Origin of the sequence: Thermococcus aciditolerans, from assembly GCF_008152015.1 — an archaeon.
GTDB classification, from domain to species: domain Archaea; phylum Methanobacteriota_B; class Thermococci; order Thermococcales; family Thermococcaceae; genus Thermococcus; species Thermococcus celericrescens.
On sequence record NZ_CP041932.1, the window covers coordinates 475,556 to 492,560 of the forward strand.

The window sequence follows — 17,005 nt, forward strand, 5'->3', positions numbered from 1 at the left end:
ACCAATAGGAGCTAAGAAGGAAGACTTATGGGGCTTATCATTGGCAATATGGAAAGAAGAGGGGGACTAAAGTTCAATCATTGAAAACTATAACGAATCAATAATCTCCTTCACCTGTTCCTCCATCGGGCGCATCAGCTCGACGACCCTCTCGCCGGCGATCTTCCAGGCAACGCTCGGAAGGGTAACGCCGAGGTAGTTGCCCTCCTCGGTTCTGTAGCCAAAGCCAGTGCACGGGAGCAGAGCACCGATGTTGGGGTCTACTTTCACAAGCTCCTCAACGAGTTCGCTGTGGCAGATGAAGAGAAGGTGGTAGTCCGCTATTATTCCCTCCTCGGTCTCGGTTATCGCAACGGGAATGCGCTCACCGATGAGCAGAAAGCCCGCCTCCTCAAGCCTCTTCTTAAAGCGCTCCCATACGAAGTCCAGGTCCTCCTCAAAGCGCCTGACGTAGTAGAACTCGCCCTCCACGGTTCTCACCTCAATTGAAGTTTGTTTCACCCTTTTTATTCATTACGGGTCAAAAATGAGTAAATCAGGCCGCACTCTCCGCGGCCTTTTTCTCGCGGTTCAGTACCGGCCCCTTGCCGTAGGCCCTGAGCACGAGATAGAGGGCCGTTATAAGGTATCCGAACTGCACAATCACCCTACCCACTCCATGCTCACGGAGTAGCCGAAGAGGACGGCAAAGACCGAGCCTATAGCCCCTTTATGGTGCCAGATGCTCTCGCTCGGAATCCCGAGGTCGTAGGCTTCAGCAGAGAACACCCCGAGGGAATATCCCTCCTCTTCCGCCCACTCGATAAGCTCGTGCGTGCCGTAACCGGCCAGGCCCGCTGCCACGAACACCAGCAGGATGGAGCTGTAGTAAAAGAACCTCCTCAGGTCTATGCGCATTCCCACTCCGTATATCAGGTAGGCCAGCACGAATGCCCCCGCCAGCCCACCGATAAGGCCGAGGAGCGTCTCGGTTAGATTCTGGGTCATGAAGGGCGTCAGGAAGAGAACCGTCTCAAGCCCCTCCCTGAACACCACGATGAAGGTGAAGCCTATTAAAGCCAGGGGGGCTATTGATCTGCTCACCTTGCTCTCTATCTCCGCCCTGATGTCCTTCCCCTTGGTGGCCATCCAGTATATCATGGTCGTTAGGACTATCACGGCCAGGTACGAGGCGATTCCCTCGAAGAGCTCCTTCTCAGCTAAGCCTCCGTAGAACTTCAGTATGCCTATTCCAAGGAGGACGCTGACGCCAACCGACAGAGCGGTGCCTATCCATACGTCCTTTATCTGGTTCGTCCGGTTGGTTCTTCTCAGATATGCGATTATTATCGCCACTATTATGGCCGCCTCAAGGGCCTCTCTGAAGGTTATGAGGAAAGCGCCAACGCTCATGGGTTCACCTCCAATTTTTAGGTCAATCTAAAATTCCTAGGATGGCTTATGAGTCTTATTTTTGCCAAATCGAAATTTCGTAAAAGGGACGGAAAACATCCCCTATCCTCAACGGAATATGCCACGTGTCAAACCCAGAAGGTTCGAAGGGGGCATCCCAGGATATGAAAACCGACCGGACTGCTCAAATCTGTGAAAGAGGACGAAAGCTTGACTCCATCTTGGCAAAAATGGAGTAGAAAAATTTACAGAATGGAAAGGTTCATCATATCTTTCCTACCAGGTCGAGGCTGACCTCAAGGGCCTCCTTACCTGGCTCCCAGCTCGCCGGGCAGACCTGGCCGGGGTGCTCCCTCACTTACTTGGAAGCCTTGAGCCTTCTGAGGATCTCCTTCGCACTCCTTCCTATGCTGAGGTCGTGCATCTCCATGTGGACGACCTTCCCGTCGGGGTCTATTATGAAGGTGGCCCTCCATGAAACGCCCTCGTCCTCGATGTAGGTTCCGAATAGCCGGCATATCTTTCCTGCAGGATCGGCGAGCATCGGGTACTTTATCTTCTTTATCGCGGGGGAAGTGTCGTGCCAGGCCTTGTGGACGTAGGCGGTATCGGTGGAAACGCTCAGGATTTCAGCCCCTTCTTTCTTGAACTCTTCGTAATACTCAGCCAGCTCTTCAAGCTCGGTCGGGCAGACGAAGGTGAAATCAGCGGGGTAGAACGCCAGAACAACCCACCTGCCCCTGTAGTCCGAAAGCTTAACCTTTCCGATGTCGTCCTTCTCCGGAAGGTACGCATCGGCTTCAAAGTCCGGAACGATTTCTCCAACCTTCACCATTTCTGCATCACCGCCTTCTATTAGGCACCCCTAATTTAAAAAGGTTGCTTTAACAAAATGAGAAGTTCAAAAATCGAAGATATTCAATTCTGAAAGACAAATTTAAATATCTTAAAAGCGAACCAATTCAGGTGATAGGATGAAGGTCAAGATAATTCTCGGAACGGCAAGGGAAGGGAGGAAGAGTGAGAGGGTCGCAGGATACCTAGTGAAAAAGGCGGAAGAACCGGGCTGGGAGGCCGAGATGATAGACGTCAGGGCTACTCTTAGTCTACACGCACCGCTGGAAAATAACGCCCGAGATGGAGAGGTACAAGGGTAAAATCCTTGAGGCCGACGCCCTCGTTATAGTTGCCCCGAGTACAACGGGAGTTACCCGGTGAGCTATAGGCTTTCAAGGTTCTAAAAAGCCGATGCCACCTCCATCTCCTCTGTTTGAGGATATGGTCGCTCAGGCCTCTCTTTTCTTCATGATCTCAGTCGCCCTTATCCCGACGGTACCATCGGTGTTGAGGACTTTGAAGGCGAAACCTCCCCAAAAGGTTTCTCCGCCGAAGGCCTTCCTGAAGACGCAGTGTACATCTTCCCGCATACCCGTTTTGGGAAACACTTTTATATGAACAATTCTTCATACCATATGGGATGAAACAATGGGAGGTAAACAGGGGCTAAAATTCTTCGAAAAATACCTTTCTCTGTGGGTCATTTTGTGCATATTGCTTGGCATAGCCATTGGAAAGTTCCTCCCCAGCCTTCCAGAGACCCTTTCAAAGTTCACAATCGCCAACGTCAACATACCAATAGCCCTCTTGATATGGGCCATGATATATCCCATGATGGTCAAGGTGGACTTCTCGGCGATAAGGCAGGTCCATAAGGGACAGATGCTTAAAGGACTCATCGTTACTTGGACAACTAACTGGTTGATAAAGCCCTTCAGCATGTTTCTTATAAGTTCATTCTTTATCGGGGTGCTGTTCTCATCGAAATTCGGTCTTATCGAACCATCCTTAGCGAAGGAATACATTGCCGGGGCAATCCTTCTTGGGGCAGCCCCGTGCACTGCAATGGTCTTTGTATGGAGTTATCTCGCGGATGGGGACCCTCTTTATACGCTCGTGCAGGTGGCAACAAACGACATTATAATCCTCTTTGCATTCGCTCCAATAGTGGGCTTTCTCATGGGTCTGAACAGGGTTCCCGTACCCTACGACACGCTCATCCTCTCCGTGGTGCTCTTTGTAGTGGTGCCCCTCACGGCGGGTTATCTCTCAAGAAAGCATATCCTTAGGACTAAAGGTTCCGAGTGGTTTGAGAGGAATTTCCTTCCAAAGCTCGGTACTGTCTCTATACTGGGGCTCTTATTGACTCTGATACTTTTATTCTCCTTCCAGGGCAATATAATCCTTGAGAATCCCATCCACATAGCCCTTATAGCAGTCCCACTGACGATCCAGACCTACCTCATCTTCGCCATTGCCTATGGGTGGTCGTGGTTCTGGAAGCTTCCCCATAAAGTGGCCGCCCCTGCGTCGTTTATAGGAGCGAGCAACTTTTTTGAGCTGGCGGTGGCGGTTGCAATAGCCCTCTTCGGTCTTGAGAGCGGTGCGGCGTTGGCCACCGTTGTTGGAGTTCTCGAGGAGGTACCGATAATGCTGAGCCTTGTATGGATTGCCAATAGAACAAGGCACCTCTTTAAGGCAAAGTTGGAGATGAGAAGCTCCATGCCGACTCCCACAGACGAGTGATGCTTGGTTTCATTGTTTAGTCTTTAGCTTATGTTCGTTGCAGTGTATCCCAGTTCGTCTCCTGAACAGAAAACGGCAGTGTTAAACAATCCTGGGATGAAAAATGAAAGTATTAAATAGTTAGAGCAGCCCCTCTATCAGCTCCCCGACGTTTCCCCTGGCCTTGCCGCGGAGCCTTTCGAGGTGACTGCTCAGGGCTTCTCCAATGCCGTGGACGAAGAGACTCATTGCCTCGTCGCTGTCGAGTCCCCTCGACCTCAGGTAGAAGAAAGCGTCCTCGTCGAACTGCCTTACAGCCGAGGAGTGGAATGCCGACTCGATTTCTCCGGTATCGACCTCAAGCATCGGCACGCTCACTCCAAGTGAGCCCTCGTCCATTATGGTTATCTGAGACACGACACCGCTCGATGAGTTCTTAGCGCTCTCAAAGACCTTGGCAACCCCCCTGTGCACGGTCCAGCCGTTTTCGTAGGAGAACCCGTGAACCCTCGTCTCGCTCACCGTTTTTTCTCCGTACTGGAGGACGTTGGTGAGGTAGTCCACGGCTCTTCCGATGGCTATCGGCATGCCCCTGAGAACCAGCTCGCTTCCCTCACCTTCAAGGGAGTAGTCCTCGCGGTGGTGGCTCATCTCCCCGGCGCTTATGACCGTGAAGGCCTTAACACTTGCACCCTCCCCAAGGCTCGCCCTGAGGAGGTAGTGCGAAAGGCCCTTGTGCCTTCCAACGGTCAGAATCTCAAGCTCAGAGTTTTTGGCCTTAAGCTCGACCACGAGGGATTTTGCCCCTTCCTCGGCCATGTCGTAGATTATTATCGGGGCTTTAACGTTCTCAGCCTCGATGCTGATGTGGTGGCTGATAAAGGCCTTGGCGGAGAGGTGGGAGACTATAACGAGGGGCTCCGCCAGGTCCCCGGTAATCTTCAGCCTGTACGCTTTCCTGAGGGCGTAGAAGTGGAAGCCCAGGATTCTCGATTCCTCCGGCTGGGAGAGGCCCAGGGTTCCTTCGCTCAGCTGGACGTTGGCGGGAAGGTTGAACTCCGCTCCGCTTCCCGATAAAACGACGTTCCCCTTTATCGGAACATCACCGGCTTTCGCCTCGGTTGGAAGCCTAAGCGGTGAGTTTTCCTCGAAGAGCTTCCACTTGGTGTAGCTCTTTATGGTCGGGCTGTCCCCGTACTTCTGGTAGGTGAGCCTTTCGAGGGCTCCAGGAGTTATCGAGGGAACGTTCTCGTGAGACATTAACCAACACCTCCAACCTCGCTGAACTCCAGCTCTATGACCTTCTTGAGAACCTCGACGTACTCGAAGGGAAGTCCTTCGAGAATTTCGCTGATGAAGCCGAGGACTATGAGACTCTTCGCCTCTTCCTCGCTTATGCCGCGCGAGTTCATGTAGAAGAGCTTGTCCTCGCCGAGCTTTCCGGTCGTTGCCTCGTGGATTATGCTCGCGCTCGGTTCGTCGCTCTGGTTGTGCGGATAAGTGTAGGCCTTGCTCTCCTCGTCGAGGATTAGCGAATCACAGGAAACGGTGGCTGTAGAGTTCCTCGCACCTTTAAGAATCCTCACCAGCCCGCGGTAGATGTTTATCCCGCCGTTGGCGCTTATGCTCTTGGAGACTATCTTCGAGCTCGTGTTTGGAGCCAGATGCCAGGTTTTGGCTCCGGTGTCCTTCATGAATGGCCCGTTGCTCAGCGAGACGACGTATTGAGCCGTCCTCGCTCCCTCGCCCTTCAGGACGCTCGACGGATAGGTGTACGTTATCTGACTGCCGATGCTGCCCTCTATCCACTCGACGTAGGCGTTCTCCTCTATGATGGCGCGCTTGTTGTTGAAGTTGATGACGTTCCTGCTCCAGTTCTGTATCGTGGTGAACTTGACGGTGGCGTTTTTGTGGGCGTATATCTCGACCATACCGTCGTGGAAGGAGAAGCCCTTGTACATCGGCGCGCTACAGCCCTCTATGAAGTGGATGTAGCTCCCCTCGTCTGCAACCAAGAGCGTGTGCTCGAACTGCCCCTCCAAGGCGGAACCTATGACGAAGAAGGCCTCGACCGGGAAGGGAATCCTAACCCCTTTCGGCACGTAAACGAAAACTCCCCCGCTCCAGAGGGCGTGGTGTAAAGCTGAGAACTTGTGCTCTCCCGCCGGGAAGACCCTGCCGAAGTACTTCTTCACCAAATCTGGATACTTCTGAACCGCTTCCTCCATGGGAAGCATTATGATTCCCATCTTCTCGAATTCGGCCTTGAGGTTGGAGTAGACGCTCTCGCTGTCGAACACCGCCGTCAGGCCGGACAGGAATTTCTTCTCTATCTCCGGGATGTTCAGCCTCTCAAACGTCCTCCTGATGTTCTCGGGCAGGTCGTCCCAGTCCTTGACCTCGTTGCCTATCTCCGGCTTGGAGTACAGGGTGAGGCTCTCAAGGTCGAGCTCCTCTATTCCCACCACCCACTTGGGCATCGGCAGTTTCTGGAACAGCTCAAGGGCCTTGAGGCGGTGCCTGAGCATCCAATCTGGCTCGTTCTTTATCCTTGAAAGCTCCTCAACCATGTCCCTCGTGAGTTCCCCCTTGAGCTCTATCTCCTTGGGGTACGGAACAGCGGTACCGAGGATCTCCTCGAGGGAACCTGCCTTGAGTATCTCTTCAAGCCTTGATTGCTGCCCCATTGTCCTCCACCGCCGCGAAGCCCTTCTCCTCTATGAGCTTTACAAGCTCCATTCCGCCGGAAACCACCAGCTTTCCGTCCTTCAGCACGTGCACCCTCTGGGGGTTCAGGTACTCCAGTATTCTTCCGTAGTGTGTGATGAGAAGTATCGCCGTCCCCTCGCTGTGCAGCTTGGCTATCACCCCGGCGATGACCTTGAGGGAATCAACGTCCACACCGCTGTCCGGCTCGTCGAGGATGAGCAGTTTGGGCTTCACGAGGTAAGCCTGAAGCATCTCAAGCTTCTTCCTCTCACCGCCGGAGAAGCCGACGTTGAGCTCTCTGGAGAGCATTGAACTGTCGAGGCCCAGCTCCTCCACGGCCTGGAAAATCCTGTCGTAGGCCTCAACCTCGTCTATCCCTTGCAGGTTCTTCAGCGTCCTCTGGAGGAAGTTGATGACCTTGACGCCCTCGACCTCAACCGGATGCTGGAAGCTGAGGAAGATGCCCTTCCTGGCCCTCTCCTCGGGCTTTGCCTCGGTTATGTCCTCCCCGCCGAACAGTATCCTCCCCTCGGTAACGCTGTACCTCGGATGTCCGGCTATCGTTAAAGCCAGCGTGCTCTTTCCGCTTCCGTTGGGCCCCATGACGATGTGAAGCTCGCCGGAGGCCAGTTCAAAATCCACTCCCTTCAGAATTTCCTTATCGGCAACCTTAGCATGGAGATTTTCCACTTTCAGCATGAGCATCACCGTTTTTCTTTACCCGCGTTTGGGTAGAAAAGTACACTTTTAAAACCTTTCTTCACAAATGTGGGTAATCAAAGGATGCAAAACGGGACAAAAGGAAGAAAATCAGCCCCCAGCCTGAAGGAGAAGCCCCGGAAGCTTTGGCGCCCTCTGGCCGAGCTCCTGATCGAGCATGAAGAGAACCTGCGGGCTGTCCTTCGCGAACTTGAGCTTATCGACTATCTTTTTGACGCTCGCCTCCTCCTCGACCTGCTCGTTTATGAACCACTCAAGGAAGGCCCTCGTCGAGTAGTCCTTCTCCTCTTCGGCCAGTGCGGCAAGCTCGTTTATGCACTTGCTTATGAACTGCTCGTGCTCGTAGGCAGCCTCAAATGCGGCAAGCGGTGACTCCCACTCCTTTGGTGGCTCCGGGATGGCCTTCAGTTCGACCCTGCCGTTTCTGTCGTAGATGTAGTTGTAGAACCTTAGAGCATGGCCAAGCTCCTCCTCGGCCTGGGCCTTCATCCAGTTGGCGAAGCCCTCAAGGTTCATATCCTCAAAATAGGCAGCCATCGAGAAGTACAGGTAGGCCGAATAAAGCTCCCTGTTCAGCTGCTCGTTGAGGGCTTCGAGCATCTTTTCGCTCAGCATCTCCACCACCTCCAGGTATAGTTACACCCGGTTACTTTAAAAGCTTTCCTCATACCAGCCCTTCCCGCTCCAGCACCTCAAGCACGTGCTGAAACTCCTCAAGCTTCCCGCTCGTGACGACCCTGTCCGGCCGGAACGGACAGTCGCAGTAGGGATACTCAAGGAACGCCTGATAAGTACCTATCCTCCTGGCTATCGCCACTATCTCCTCCTTGTCCATGCCGAGGAGGGGCCTGTGAACCGGGAAGCGCACGCTCATCGTCTCGAAATACAGGTTCGAGAGGGTTTGCGAGGCCACCTGTCCGAGGCTGTCGCCGGTCACTATCCCGAGTGCACCCTTTTCCCTCGCTATCTCCGCAGCCCTTCTCAGCATCGCAACTTTACAGACCACGCATGTCCACTCCCCCTTTCCCGCCTCGATGAGGGCCTTCACGTAGGGCTTCAGAATCTCAAAGTGGTTCTCCACTATCAGCTCTATCGGCTCGGGGGAGTAGTCCTCAAGTATATCAACGACCTTCTCGACAACGTTTCTCGCGTTCAGCCCCTGGTCAAAGTGCACCGCAATGACTCCTGCGCCCCTCTTGAGCATGAGGAAAGCGGCAACGGGAGAATCTATGCCCCCGCTCAGCAGAACGACGACCTTTCCCTGCGTGCCAACCGGCAGGCCACCAACGCCCCGGAGCTTTTCGAGGAATACGTAGGCCTTCCCGGCTATTATCTCTATTCCGACGACGAGCTCAGGGTTCTTGAGGTCGACCTTCCAGCCGAAGTTCTCGACTATAAAAGCTCCGATCTCGCGGTTTATCTCCATGGAGGTCTTGAGGAAGGTTTTATCGAGCCTCTGGGTTTCCACCTTGAAGCTCTTCGGGTTAAAGCCCTTCAGAGCGTCCTTCAAGTAGGCCGGAATCTCCTCGTAGTCCATTTCCCTCGCTGGAGATACCGAGACGACGCCGGGAACCTTGGCTATTATCCGGGCCGCCTCGTCGGGGGCATCAACCAGTATCCGCCCCCTGATTATCTTCGCCCTCCCCTCTATCCCCTTCCTCCTCAGCGCGGCGAGTACGTTGTCCCTGAGCTTCCTCTCGAATTCCCTCCTTTTGCCACCCTTGATGCCAACTTCGCCGTAGCGCACGATTATCACTTCAACCACCCAGATAGCGGGCAAAGAAGTTCTTGGCTTCCTTCTCGTCTTCGGCACCGCGGATTACCATTCTGCCCGTCTTGAACACCAGTATCTCGGCGTAGTCGTCCTCGAACTGAATGAACTGGCTCGTCTTCAGGTATTCGATGCCGAGCTTCTCAAGCCTCTCCGCGAACTCGTCGAGGTTTATGCTCATAGGCACGGGCGGCGTTACCTGTATCGAGCCGTCGCACATGCGCTCGACCTTTATCCGCTTTTCGAGAAACGTGAGTTCCTTCCTCACACAGGCGGGACAGTCTTCCCTCCTCGGTATCTTGACCTTCTCGAAGTCCATGCTCTTGAGGTCGAAGAAGAACAGCTCGCTCTCGACCTCCTCGCCGAGCGGAATCTTTGCAGCTAGGGCAACGGCAAGCGATGCCGCGAAACTCGGAACGTAGCTCAGTATCCCTGCTATCGCGCAGGTTGGCAGGGGTCTCTCCGGGAGCTTGGGCATCAGACAGCGGAAGCAGGCGGTTTTTCCGGGGATTATCGGCATTATGTTGCCGTAGGTTGCCAGAACACCCACGTAAATCCATGGTTTTCCCGTCTTTATCGCGTAGTCGTTCACAACCTGGCGGGTGTAGATGTTGTCCGTTCCGTCGATTATCAGATCAGCTTCGTCGAGAAGACCTACCGTTCCGGGGTTGAGGTCCTCGAAGTGCCCGATGACTCCAAACCTCTCCTTCAGAACCTCGACCTTCGGCTTTCCGACGTCCTCCTTGGTGTATATAGTCCTAGGAAGGTCGCTCTCGTCCACGAAGTCCCTGTCGATGACGATTATCCTTCCAACACCGAGCTTGTGGAGGAAGTAAACCTCCCAGCTGCCCAGTGCACCCGCCCCCACTACTGCAACAGTGCTCTCGCTCAGCTTTCTCTGTCCCTCGATTCCTATGATCGGGAAGTGCCTCGAAAAGTCCATCGTCACCCCTACCATGCTCTCACCATTGAGAAGTTTTAAAGCCCTCAAAAAAGGCTTTTGAAAACCAAAAGTTCTGGACAGTTCTGGGAAATACCAAAGCTGGGAAAGGGTATTAAACGGGTTTCAGGAAATCCTCCTCGGTGGTGGCATGGAGTTCTTCGAGGTTCTCAGAAAAAGAAGGAGCGTGAGGCGCTTCCAGGAGAGGCCGGTTCCTCGCAAACTTGTGGAAAAGCTCCTTGAGGCAGCTTTTCTGTCTCCAAGTTCCTTCAACAAGAGACCGTGGCACTTCATTGTAGTTGACGATAGGGAAAAGCTCCTAGCGCTCTCAATGGCCAAGCTCGGCGCCTCCGGTCTGGCAACGGCACCAGTGGCGATAGTTGTTACCGCCGACGAAAGCAGGAGCGACGTCTGGGTGGAAGACGCGAGCATAGCAGCTGAACACATACAGCTGGCGGCGTTCGACCTCGGCCTGTCATCGTTCTGGGTACAGATAAGGAACAGAATGCACGATGATAAAAAGACAGCAGAGCAATACGTGAGGGAGCTCCTTGGAATCCCAGAGAACTACCGCGTCCTCTGCATCATAGGGGTTGGCTATCCCGCGGAGAAAAAGCCTCCCCACGGCGATGAGGTTTTCGAGTGGGAAAAGGTAAGCCACAACCTCTTTGGCGAACCCTGGAAGTGATTCCATACTGTCAACTGTTTTTCCATTTAATTTTCCAAGGTGCAAAAAATAAACGCCATAAAGAGACTGGAGTAGAAAGTCTCGGTGGGGTAAATGGAGGCGAAGGTGTGCAAATTCTGTGCCGGTGAAAGGCTCGATGAGGTTGTCAATGTCCTTCGGGAAGCCGGTTACGAGGTAAGCGTCGAGGGCTGCATAGGACTGTGTGCTAAGTACGACTGCGGGAGGATAAACGTCATCGCAGGAGAGGCTGAAATCTCCGCTTCAGGCATGGAAGAACTCATAACTCATCTCAAGGCAATGGGGGTGGGTCGATGAAGGCGCTGGTGATAATATCAAGCGCGGACGAGAGGGCAATCCCCGGCTTCATGTGGGCGGTCAACGCGATAAAGAACGGATGGGCGGAAGACGTTGAGGTGATACTCTTCGGCCCCATTGAGGATGCGGTTGCAAGAGGCGATGAGCGTTTCGTCCCCTGGATGGAAAGGCTTAGAGAGCTGGGAAAGCTGCCAACGGCATGCAGGAGAATAGCCGAGGAGAAAGGCTTCGAGGACATCCTCGGAAAACATGCCAAAGTTGAGTACGTCGGCGCAATCATCGCCGAGCTAATTGAGGAAGGCTACGTTCCGATGACGTTTTGATGAAAAAAGCTTCAAAAAAAGACTTTTTAACCACCCTATTAATCTTTTTTTCAGGTGAAAGGGGTGCGCAGGGCGCTTTTGATGCTCGTGGTTCTATCGCTCTTCATACCACTGGCCAGCGCGGGAACCGTCAAATACGGAAACCTGTCGTTTCATGACGTCACAACCGAGAAGGAACTCCAGGAGCTGGTCTCCTCGAACGATGGGGAGTATTTCTTCATCTTCTACCACTCCGAGAGCTGTCCCGCCTGCCAGTACATGAAGACGAACGTCTTTCCAACGGCCACCGCCGAAAAAGCCCTCAGCGGATTCCTCCTCGTCTCGGTGGACGTCTACAAAGGCCGCTCGATAACGACGCTCCGATACAGAATCTATGACCCGGTGATAGTCATCCAGCCGGAGAACGCGGGCTACTACAAACCCAAAACCCCCGGGGAAGAGATAAGCGTCGGCGTTCCGGGAACGCCAACCATGGTTGTTTTCAAGGCCGTTAACGGAACGATGGTTCTGAAGGGAGTGGCCGTGGGCGCTCTGAACCCGGATGGCTTAGCGTACTTCCTGGAGAAGGCAACGGAAGGGGAAGAAACCCAAACTGCTATCCAGTCCGATGACCAAAAGCCTCCGAGTGCCCAAGATGTTTCAGAAACCGCGAACGGAGGAAGCAACCTCAGCCTGGCCGTTCTCCTGCCGATATTCTCCGCGGGAATCGTCAGCGTGTTCTCTCCCTGCGTCCTCCCGGTAATAGTCGGAACCCTCTCCCTGACCTTCGCAAGGAGGAAGGTTGAGGCCATTATAGCCGGAATGGTGGCTTCCTTTGCCCTGCTCGGTGCCCTCGTCGGCAGCCTTGGCGGCTACGCCTCCCAGATACAGGGGGCGCTCTACCTCATCGGCGGAATCGGCTTTGTGATAATCGGCGCGAGCTTCATGAGTGAACGCTTTAGTGCGAGGCTCGAAAGGTTCCTAAGCTTCTCTCCGGCTGACAGAGTGGCTGGAAAGAAAGGGGTGGCCTACGACTTCGCCCTAGGCTCTGCTCTGGGAGCGACGTGGCTCGGTTGCATAGCGCCATACGTCGGCTTCGCGGTGATAACCGCTGCCCTGAGCGGGGACACACTGAGCGGGGTCATCGTCATGGGAACCTACGGCCTCGGAATGGGCCTCACCGTTTACCTGCTGACGGCATCGAAGGACCTCGGCGAGTGGGTGAAGGGGAAGTTCCTTTCGAACAGGCTCTCTCTGAGCGGAAAGGGCAAGGCCAGATGGGAAATCGTCCTCGGGGCGATGCTCATCTTGCTCGGCCTGCTGATGCTGACCGAGCTTACACCGCTCAAGCTCTGGAGCTCGCTGTTTGAATCGCTCTCACAGCTCTAAGGAGGTGGTTTGATGTACAGGTACAGGAGAAAACTTAGCTTGGGCCTCAAGGAGGCCGAGGAGAAGTTTAAGGCAAAGCTGGAGGAGAAGGGCTACAAGGTCGTTCTTGAGTTTACCCCGAGCGACGTCGTTAAGTCCAAGGTCGGCGTTGACATGGAACCCTACAGAATACTCTGGGTCTGCAATCCCAAGATATTCTACGAGATGACGAAGGAGGACTACGAGATAGGCTCCTTTGCACCGTGCCCGGTGCTCTTCTATCAGAAGAACGGCGAAACCTACGTCGCCATAAACACCGCCGACGACGTGCTGGAGGTCATCAAGGAGCCCCTTGAGGTCGTCAGGGGAGTCATAGAGGAGCTCTGAGCCTCTCTTTTTTTATTTGAAGAGCCCCTCGTAGGCGATGTAACCGTACCTCCTCAGCTCATCGCGGGGTATGAACCTCAGCGAGGCCGAGTTTATACAGTACCTCTTCCCGGTGGGCGTTGACTCTTCAAAGACGTGACCGAGGTGAGAGCCGGCGAAGCGACTTCTGACCTCTCTGCCGCAGAGGAAGCCCTCGCATTCTTCGGCCTCGACTATCGCCCACTCCTCAAGGGGTTTCGTGAAGCTCGGCCAGCCCGTGCCGGAGTCGAACTTGTCGATGGAGCTGAAGAGTGGTTCCCCCGAGACGACATCGACGTAGATGCCTTCATCCTTGCTGTCCCAGTGCTCGTTCTGGAACGGCGGCTCCGTTGCACCGAGCTGTGTAACGGCGTACTGGAGAGGGGTGAGGAGCTCCCTAAGCTCAGCATCGTTCGGCTTCCTATACCCTAACCAGTAGCGCTCCCGCTCGGGAAACAAGCGAAAGTGCCGGTTCTTCTCCCAGACGGCCATTATGAAGCCGAGCCTTCCTGAGTAGGTCTTGTACCGCTTATAATGTTCGGGAAAGCTGAGGTAGTAGCCTTGATGGTAATCCTCCGCTGGGTAAAATTCCCGCGCGGGCAGTATCTCCGTCGCTATCGGCCCCTCAAAGATTCCCGAAAGTTCAAGTCTCCTCTTGGACTCCTCAGCCAAACCCCTCTGCCCCTCGTCCAGGTAGAAAATCGCCGTCCTGTACTGCTCGCCCCTGTCGGCGAACTGACCGTACGGATCTGTGGGGTCTATGTTCCTCCAGAAGACCTCCAGGAGTCTCTCGTAGGAAATCCTCGCCGGATCGTAGATGACCTTAACCGCCTCGCGGTGGCCCGTTTCTCCCGCTGAAACCAGCTCATAGGTCGGGTCCTCAACCCATCCTCCGGTGTAGCCGGCTATCGCTTCAATTACCCCTGGAAGTCTCTCAAACGCCTCCTCCATGCACCAGAAACAGCCACCTGCAAAGATTGCAGCTTGGGATTCGAAGTTCCTACTTAGCATTCCGCATCTCCAACCAAAGTTGGGCGGAAACCTTTATATAGCTTTGCACACTAATACCTATTGGTGGTTATAAATGGGCAAAAATGTCCCAAAATCTATCCGAAAGGGTTTTCGTTTTGTGCTCGAACTTCTGATGAGGCTGATGGAAACACAGACCCCTGGCAGAAGGCCCGTGGGAGTGATGTACCATGTCTGAGTTCCGTGATGAAGTCTCCATAGTTCTCGGCGGAGCGGCCGGGCAGGGAATCCAGACCGTCGAAGGGATTCTGACCTACGCGCTCAAGCGCTCCGGCTATCACGTCTATGCCAATAAGGAGTACATGTCCCGCGTGAGGGGCGGAATAAACACGACCGAGATAAGGGTCTCCTCAAGGCGCGTTAGAGCTTTCGTGAGGCGTATAGATATCCTCGTCCCCTTCAAGCAGGGCGTTCTGAGCTGGGTTGCGGACAGGATTGGCAAAAATACCGTCGTCCTTGGCGAGAGGGAGAACGTTGAGGAAGGGTTTATTGAGAAGGTGAACCTCGTTGAAGTGCCCCTCACAAAGCTCGCCCTCGAAACGGGGAGCCAGCTCTACCTCAACACAACCGCGGCCGGCTTAATAGTCGGCCTCTTCCACGGCGACTTTGGGGCGGTCGAGGAGTACATAAGGAAGCGCTTCGGGAGCAAGGGGGAGAACGTTGTCCGGAAAAACATCGAAGCAGCTAAAAAAGGCTACGAGCTGGGCGTTAAGCTCCACTCGGACGGAACGATAAAGGTCGAGATTAAGAGGGACGAGAAAGTTAAGGAGGAAATTCTCCTCAGCGGGACCGAAGCGGTGGGAATAGGAGCGCTGGCTGGAGGCATGAACTTCCTCAGCTTCTACCCCATGAGCCCCTCAACGGGCGTTTCGACCTTCGCGGCGCAGAAAGCTGAAGAGTTCGGGATAATCGTCGAGCAGGTCGAGGACGAGATTTCGGCGATAAACATGGCTTTGGGTGCCTGGTTCGCAGGGGCAAGGGGTATGGTGAGCACCTCCGGAGGGGGCTTTGCCCTCATGAGCGAGGCGCTGAGCTTGGCCGGAATGGCGGAGAACCCGATCGTGATACACCTCGCCCAGAGGCCCGGGCCTGCAACGGGCCTTCCCACGAGGACGATGCAAGGCGATTTAAACCTCGTCCTCTACGCCGGCCATGGCGACTTTCCGAGGATAATCCTCACCCCCGGCAGTATGGAGGAGGCGTTCTACCTCACGGCCGAGGCCTTCAACTTAGCGGACAGGTATCAGGTTCCAGTGATAATCATGACCGACCAGTACTTCGTGGACACCTACTACAACCTGCCCAAGCCGGACTTGGGCAGGGTAAAGTTCGAGAGGCACATCGTTGAGGCAAAGCCCGGATACAAGAGGTACGAGCTTACGGAAGATGGAATATCGCCCAGGGCAGTTCCCGGCTACGGCGAGGAAGTTGTGGTGGCCAACGGCAACGAACACGACGAGTGGGGGGACATAACCGAGGATGCGGAGCTTACGAGAAGGATGCAGGAGAAGAGGGCCAAGCTAAAGCTCGAAACGATAAGAAGGAACGCGCCCCTGCCGAGGCTCATCGGAAGTAAGGACGCAAAATACCTGGTGGTTTCGTGGGGCTCAACGCTTCACGCCGTTGAGGAGGCCCTTGAGAAGCTCAACCGGAACGACGTGGCTCTTCTCCACTTCAGCTGGGTCTACCCGCTCAACCCGGAGACAAAGCGGTTCTTCGAGGGCAAAACGGTCATCGCCGTTGAGAGCAATATCACCGGCCAGTTCGCCGACCTGCTGAGAAAGGAGCTGGGCGTTGAGGTTCACCGCAGGGTTCTGAAGTACGACGGGAGGCCGTTTTCGGTGGAAGAGGTTTTTGATGCTCTGAAGGGGGTGATAGAATGAATCTGCCCACTGGCAGGGAGGCCTTTGAACCCAGAAGGCCGGGAAGCGAGGACGTCGCCTGGTGCCCGGGCTGCGGCAACTTCGGCATAAGGAACATACTCATCTCAGCCCTGGCTGAGCTTGGACTGAGGCCGAGTCAGGTGGCGATAATCAGCGGAATAGGACAGGCGGCAAAGATGCCCCACTACATCAACGCCAACGGCTACCACACGCTCCACGGCAGGGCGATACCGATAGCGACCGGCGTGAAGGCGGTAAATCCGGAACTGACGGTTATAGCCGAGGGCGGAGACGGCGACATGTACGCCGAGGGTGGAAACCACCTGCTCCACGCGATAAGGAGGAACCCGGACATAACGGTTCTCATCCACGACAACCAGATATACGGCCTCACGAAGGGACAGGCGTCACCGACGACGATGGTTGGAATGAAAACCCCGACCCAGCCCTGGGGAGTTTTTGAGGAGCCTTTCAATCCCGTCGCCCTGGCGATAGCAATGAACGCCTCCTTCGTCGCGAGAACCTTCATGGGCTACTTCCGGGAGAGCGTCGAGATAATCAAGAAGGCAATTCAGCACAGGGGTTTGGCCATAGTTGACATCCTCCACCCGTGCGTCAGCTTCAACAAGGTGAACACCTACGCCTGGTACAGGGAGCACACATACTGGATGGACGACCACTACCCGCATGACAGGGAGGCGGCGTTCAGGCGCGCGATAGAGACGGACCCGCTCCCGCTGGGAATCTTCTACATCAACGAGAGGCCGACCTTTGAAGAGAGCGTTCCGGCCTACAGAACCGATAAACGGCCCCTGTGGAAGCGCGAGCCGAAGCTCGACCTTGTGGAGGAGTTCTTCGAAAGCAAGAGGCTCTGAAACATTTTCTTTTTCAGCTTTAGCAAGAGTTAGTTGAGGTGTTGGT

General features: G+C 54.6%; 20 protein-coding genes and 1 pseudogene. 9 read left to right on the top strand and 12 right to left on the bottom strand.

All coding sequences use genetic code 11. The features are described from left to right. Positions 1-87: 87 nt before the first annotated feature. From FPV09_RS02560 to FPV09_RS02570, 4 genes and pseudogenes are all read right to left on the bottom strand, one after another. Entirely contained in the window at positions 88-471 is a 384-nt protein-coding gene (locus tag FPV09_RS02560) for a DUF302 domain-containing protein (RefSeq protein WP_148883621.1), read from the bottom strand. Positions 472-535: 64 nt separating this feature from the next. Continuing rightward, positions 536-1,392: pseudogene (locus FPV09_RS02565) on the bottom strand (FTR1 family iron permease). Between the two features lie 265 nt (positions 1,393-1,657). Then, positions 1,658-1,750: a hypothetical protein gene (locus tag FPV09_RS12300; protein WP_246112300.1), complete on the bottom strand. Its 93-nt coding sequence runs from the start codon at positions 1,748-1,750 to the stop codon at positions 1,658-1,660. After that, the gene (locus FPV09_RS02570; protein ID WP_246112301.1) at positions 1,751-2,227 is read right to left on the bottom strand and encodes a peroxiredoxin; all 477 of its coding nucleotides are present in this window, start codon (positions 2,225-2,227) and stop codon (positions 1,751-1,753) included. 139 nt (positions 2,228-2,366) lie between these two features. Between FPV09_RS02570 and FPV09_RS02575 the strand changes: the two genes are divergently transcribed. Further along, the gene (locus FPV09_RS02575; RefSeq protein WP_246112302.1) at positions 2,367-2,549 is read left to right on the top strand and encodes an NADPH-dependent FMN reductase; all 183 of its coding nucleotides are present in this window, start codon (positions 2,367-2,369) and stop codon (positions 2,547-2,549) included. Between the two features lie 129 nt (positions 2,550-2,678). On the opposite strand, the gene FPV09_RS11940 is transcribed toward FPV09_RS02575, so the two are convergent. After that, positions 2,679-2,819, bottom strand: a complete 141-nt coding sequence (locus FPV09_RS11940) for a hypothetical protein (RefSeq protein WP_168194719.1) — start codon at positions 2,817-2,819, stop codon at positions 2,679-2,681. 58 nt (positions 2,820-2,877) lie between these two features. On the opposite strand from FPV09_RS11940, the gene arsB reads away from it, so the two are divergent. After that, complete coding sequence (gene arsB, locus FPV09_RS02580) at positions 2,878-3,975, top strand: ACR3 family arsenite efflux transporter (protein ID WP_148882266.1); 1,098 nt, start codon at positions 2,878-2,880, stop codon at positions 3,973-3,975. A 120-nt stretch (positions 3,976-4,095) separates the two neighbouring features. Here the strand turns inward: arsB and FPV09_RS02585 are convergent, their stop codons facing one another. The 6 genes from FPV09_RS02585 to FPV09_RS02610 all read right to left on the bottom strand — a co-directional run bounded on the left by FPV09_RS02585 (position 4,096) and on the right by FPV09_RS02610 (position 10,112). Further along, the gene (locus tag FPV09_RS02585; protein WP_148882267.1) at positions 4,096-5,214 is read right to left on the bottom strand and encodes a SufD family Fe-S cluster assembly protein; all 1,119 of its coding nucleotides are present in this window, start codon (positions 5,212-5,214) and stop codon (positions 4,096-4,098) included. Further along, a complete protein-coding gene (sufB, locus tag FPV09_RS02590) occupies positions 5,214-6,641 on the bottom strand; it encodes a Fe-S cluster assembly protein SufB (protein WP_148882268.1) in 1,428 nt (475 codons plus the stop codon). Before sufB ends, FPV09_RS02585 begins: the two co-directional genes overlap by 1 nt. Continuing rightward, positions 6,619-7,362: a Fe-S cluster assembly ATPase SufC gene (gene sufC, locus FPV09_RS02595; RefSeq protein WP_148883622.1), complete on the bottom strand. Its 744-nt coding sequence runs from the start codon at positions 7,360-7,362 to the stop codon at positions 6,619-6,621. The genes sufB and sufC overlap by 23 nt, the downstream gene beginning before the upstream one ends. Before the next feature lie 111 nt (positions 7,363-7,473). After that, positions 7,474-7,998 carry a ferritin gene (locus FPV09_RS02600; protein ID WP_148883623.1) on the bottom strand — a complete coding sequence of 175 codons (525 nt, stop codon included), beginning with the start codon at positions 7,996-7,998 and terminating at the stop codon, positions 7,474-7,476. 49 nt (positions 7,999-8,047) lie between these two features. Further along, positions 8,048-9,139: a tRNA uracil 4-sulfurtransferase ThiI gene (gene thiI, locus FPV09_RS02605; protein WP_148882269.1), complete on the bottom strand. Its 1,092-nt coding sequence runs from the start codon at positions 9,137-9,139 to the stop codon at positions 8,048-8,050. Position 9,140: 1 nt separating this feature from the next. Continuing rightward, a complete protein-coding gene (locus tag FPV09_RS02610; RefSeq protein WP_246112303.1) occupies positions 9,141-10,112 on the bottom strand; it encodes a ThiF family adenylyltransferase in 972 nt (323 codons plus the stop codon). Positions 10,113-10,245: 133 nt separating this feature from the next. On the opposite strand from FPV09_RS02610, the gene FPV09_RS02615 reads away from it, so the two are divergent. The 5 genes from FPV09_RS02615 (at position 10,246) to FPV09_RS02635 (ending at position 13,154) form a co-directional block, all read left to right on the top strand. After that, positions 10,246-10,782: a nitroreductase family protein gene (locus tag FPV09_RS02615; RefSeq protein WP_148882270.1), complete on the top strand. Its 537-nt coding sequence runs from the start codon at positions 10,246-10,248 to the stop codon at positions 10,780-10,782. Positions 10,783-10,875: 93 nt separating this feature from the next. Then, on the top strand, positions 10,876-11,097 hold the full coding sequence (locus FPV09_RS02620; protein WP_058937950.1) for a hypothetical protein: 222 nt from the start codon (positions 10,876-10,878) through the stop codon (positions 11,095-11,097). Then, positions 11,094-11,420 (top strand): hypothetical protein, encoded by a 327-nt coding sequence (locus FPV09_RS02625; protein ID WP_148882271.1) that lies wholly within the window; start codon positions 11,094-11,096, stop codon positions 11,418-11,420. The genes FPV09_RS02620 and FPV09_RS02625 overlap by 4 nt, the downstream gene beginning before the upstream one ends. Before the next feature lie 63 nt (positions 11,421-11,483). After that, on the top strand, positions 11,484-12,788 hold the full coding sequence (locus FPV09_RS02630) for a cytochrome c biogenesis protein (RefSeq protein WP_148883625.1): 1,305 nt from the start codon (positions 11,484-11,486) through the stop codon (positions 12,786-12,788). Positions 12,789-12,800: 12 nt separating this feature from the next. Continuing rightward, positions 12,801-13,154, top strand: a complete 354-nt coding sequence (locus FPV09_RS02635) for a DUF302 domain-containing protein (RefSeq protein WP_148882272.1) — start codon at positions 12,801-12,803, stop codon at positions 13,152-13,154. 12 nt (positions 13,155-13,166) lie between these two features. Here FPV09_RS02635 and msrA read toward each other — a convergent pair whose 3' ends face one another. Then, the gene (msrA, locus tag FPV09_RS02640) at positions 13,167-14,183 is read right to left on the bottom strand and encodes a peptide-methionine (S)-S-oxide reductase MsrA (RefSeq protein ID WP_148882273.1); all 1,017 of its coding nucleotides are present in this window, start codon (positions 14,181-14,183) and stop codon (positions 13,167-13,169) included. Positions 14,184-14,371: 188 nt separating this feature from the next. Between msrA and FPV09_RS02645 the strand changes: the two genes are divergently transcribed. Beyond that, on the top strand, positions 14,372-16,084 hold the full coding sequence (locus tag FPV09_RS02645; RefSeq protein ID WP_148882274.1) for a 2-oxoacid:acceptor oxidoreductase subunit alpha: 1,713 nt from the start codon (positions 14,372-14,374) through the stop codon (positions 16,082-16,084). Then, positions 16,081-16,959: a thiamine pyrophosphate-dependent enzyme gene (locus FPV09_RS02650; protein ID WP_148882275.1), complete on the top strand. Its 879-nt coding sequence runs from the start codon at positions 16,081-16,083 to the stop codon at positions 16,957-16,959. Before FPV09_RS02645 ends, FPV09_RS02650 begins: the two co-directional genes overlap by 4 nt. The last annotated feature ends 46 nt before the right edge of the window (positions 16,960-17,005 follow it).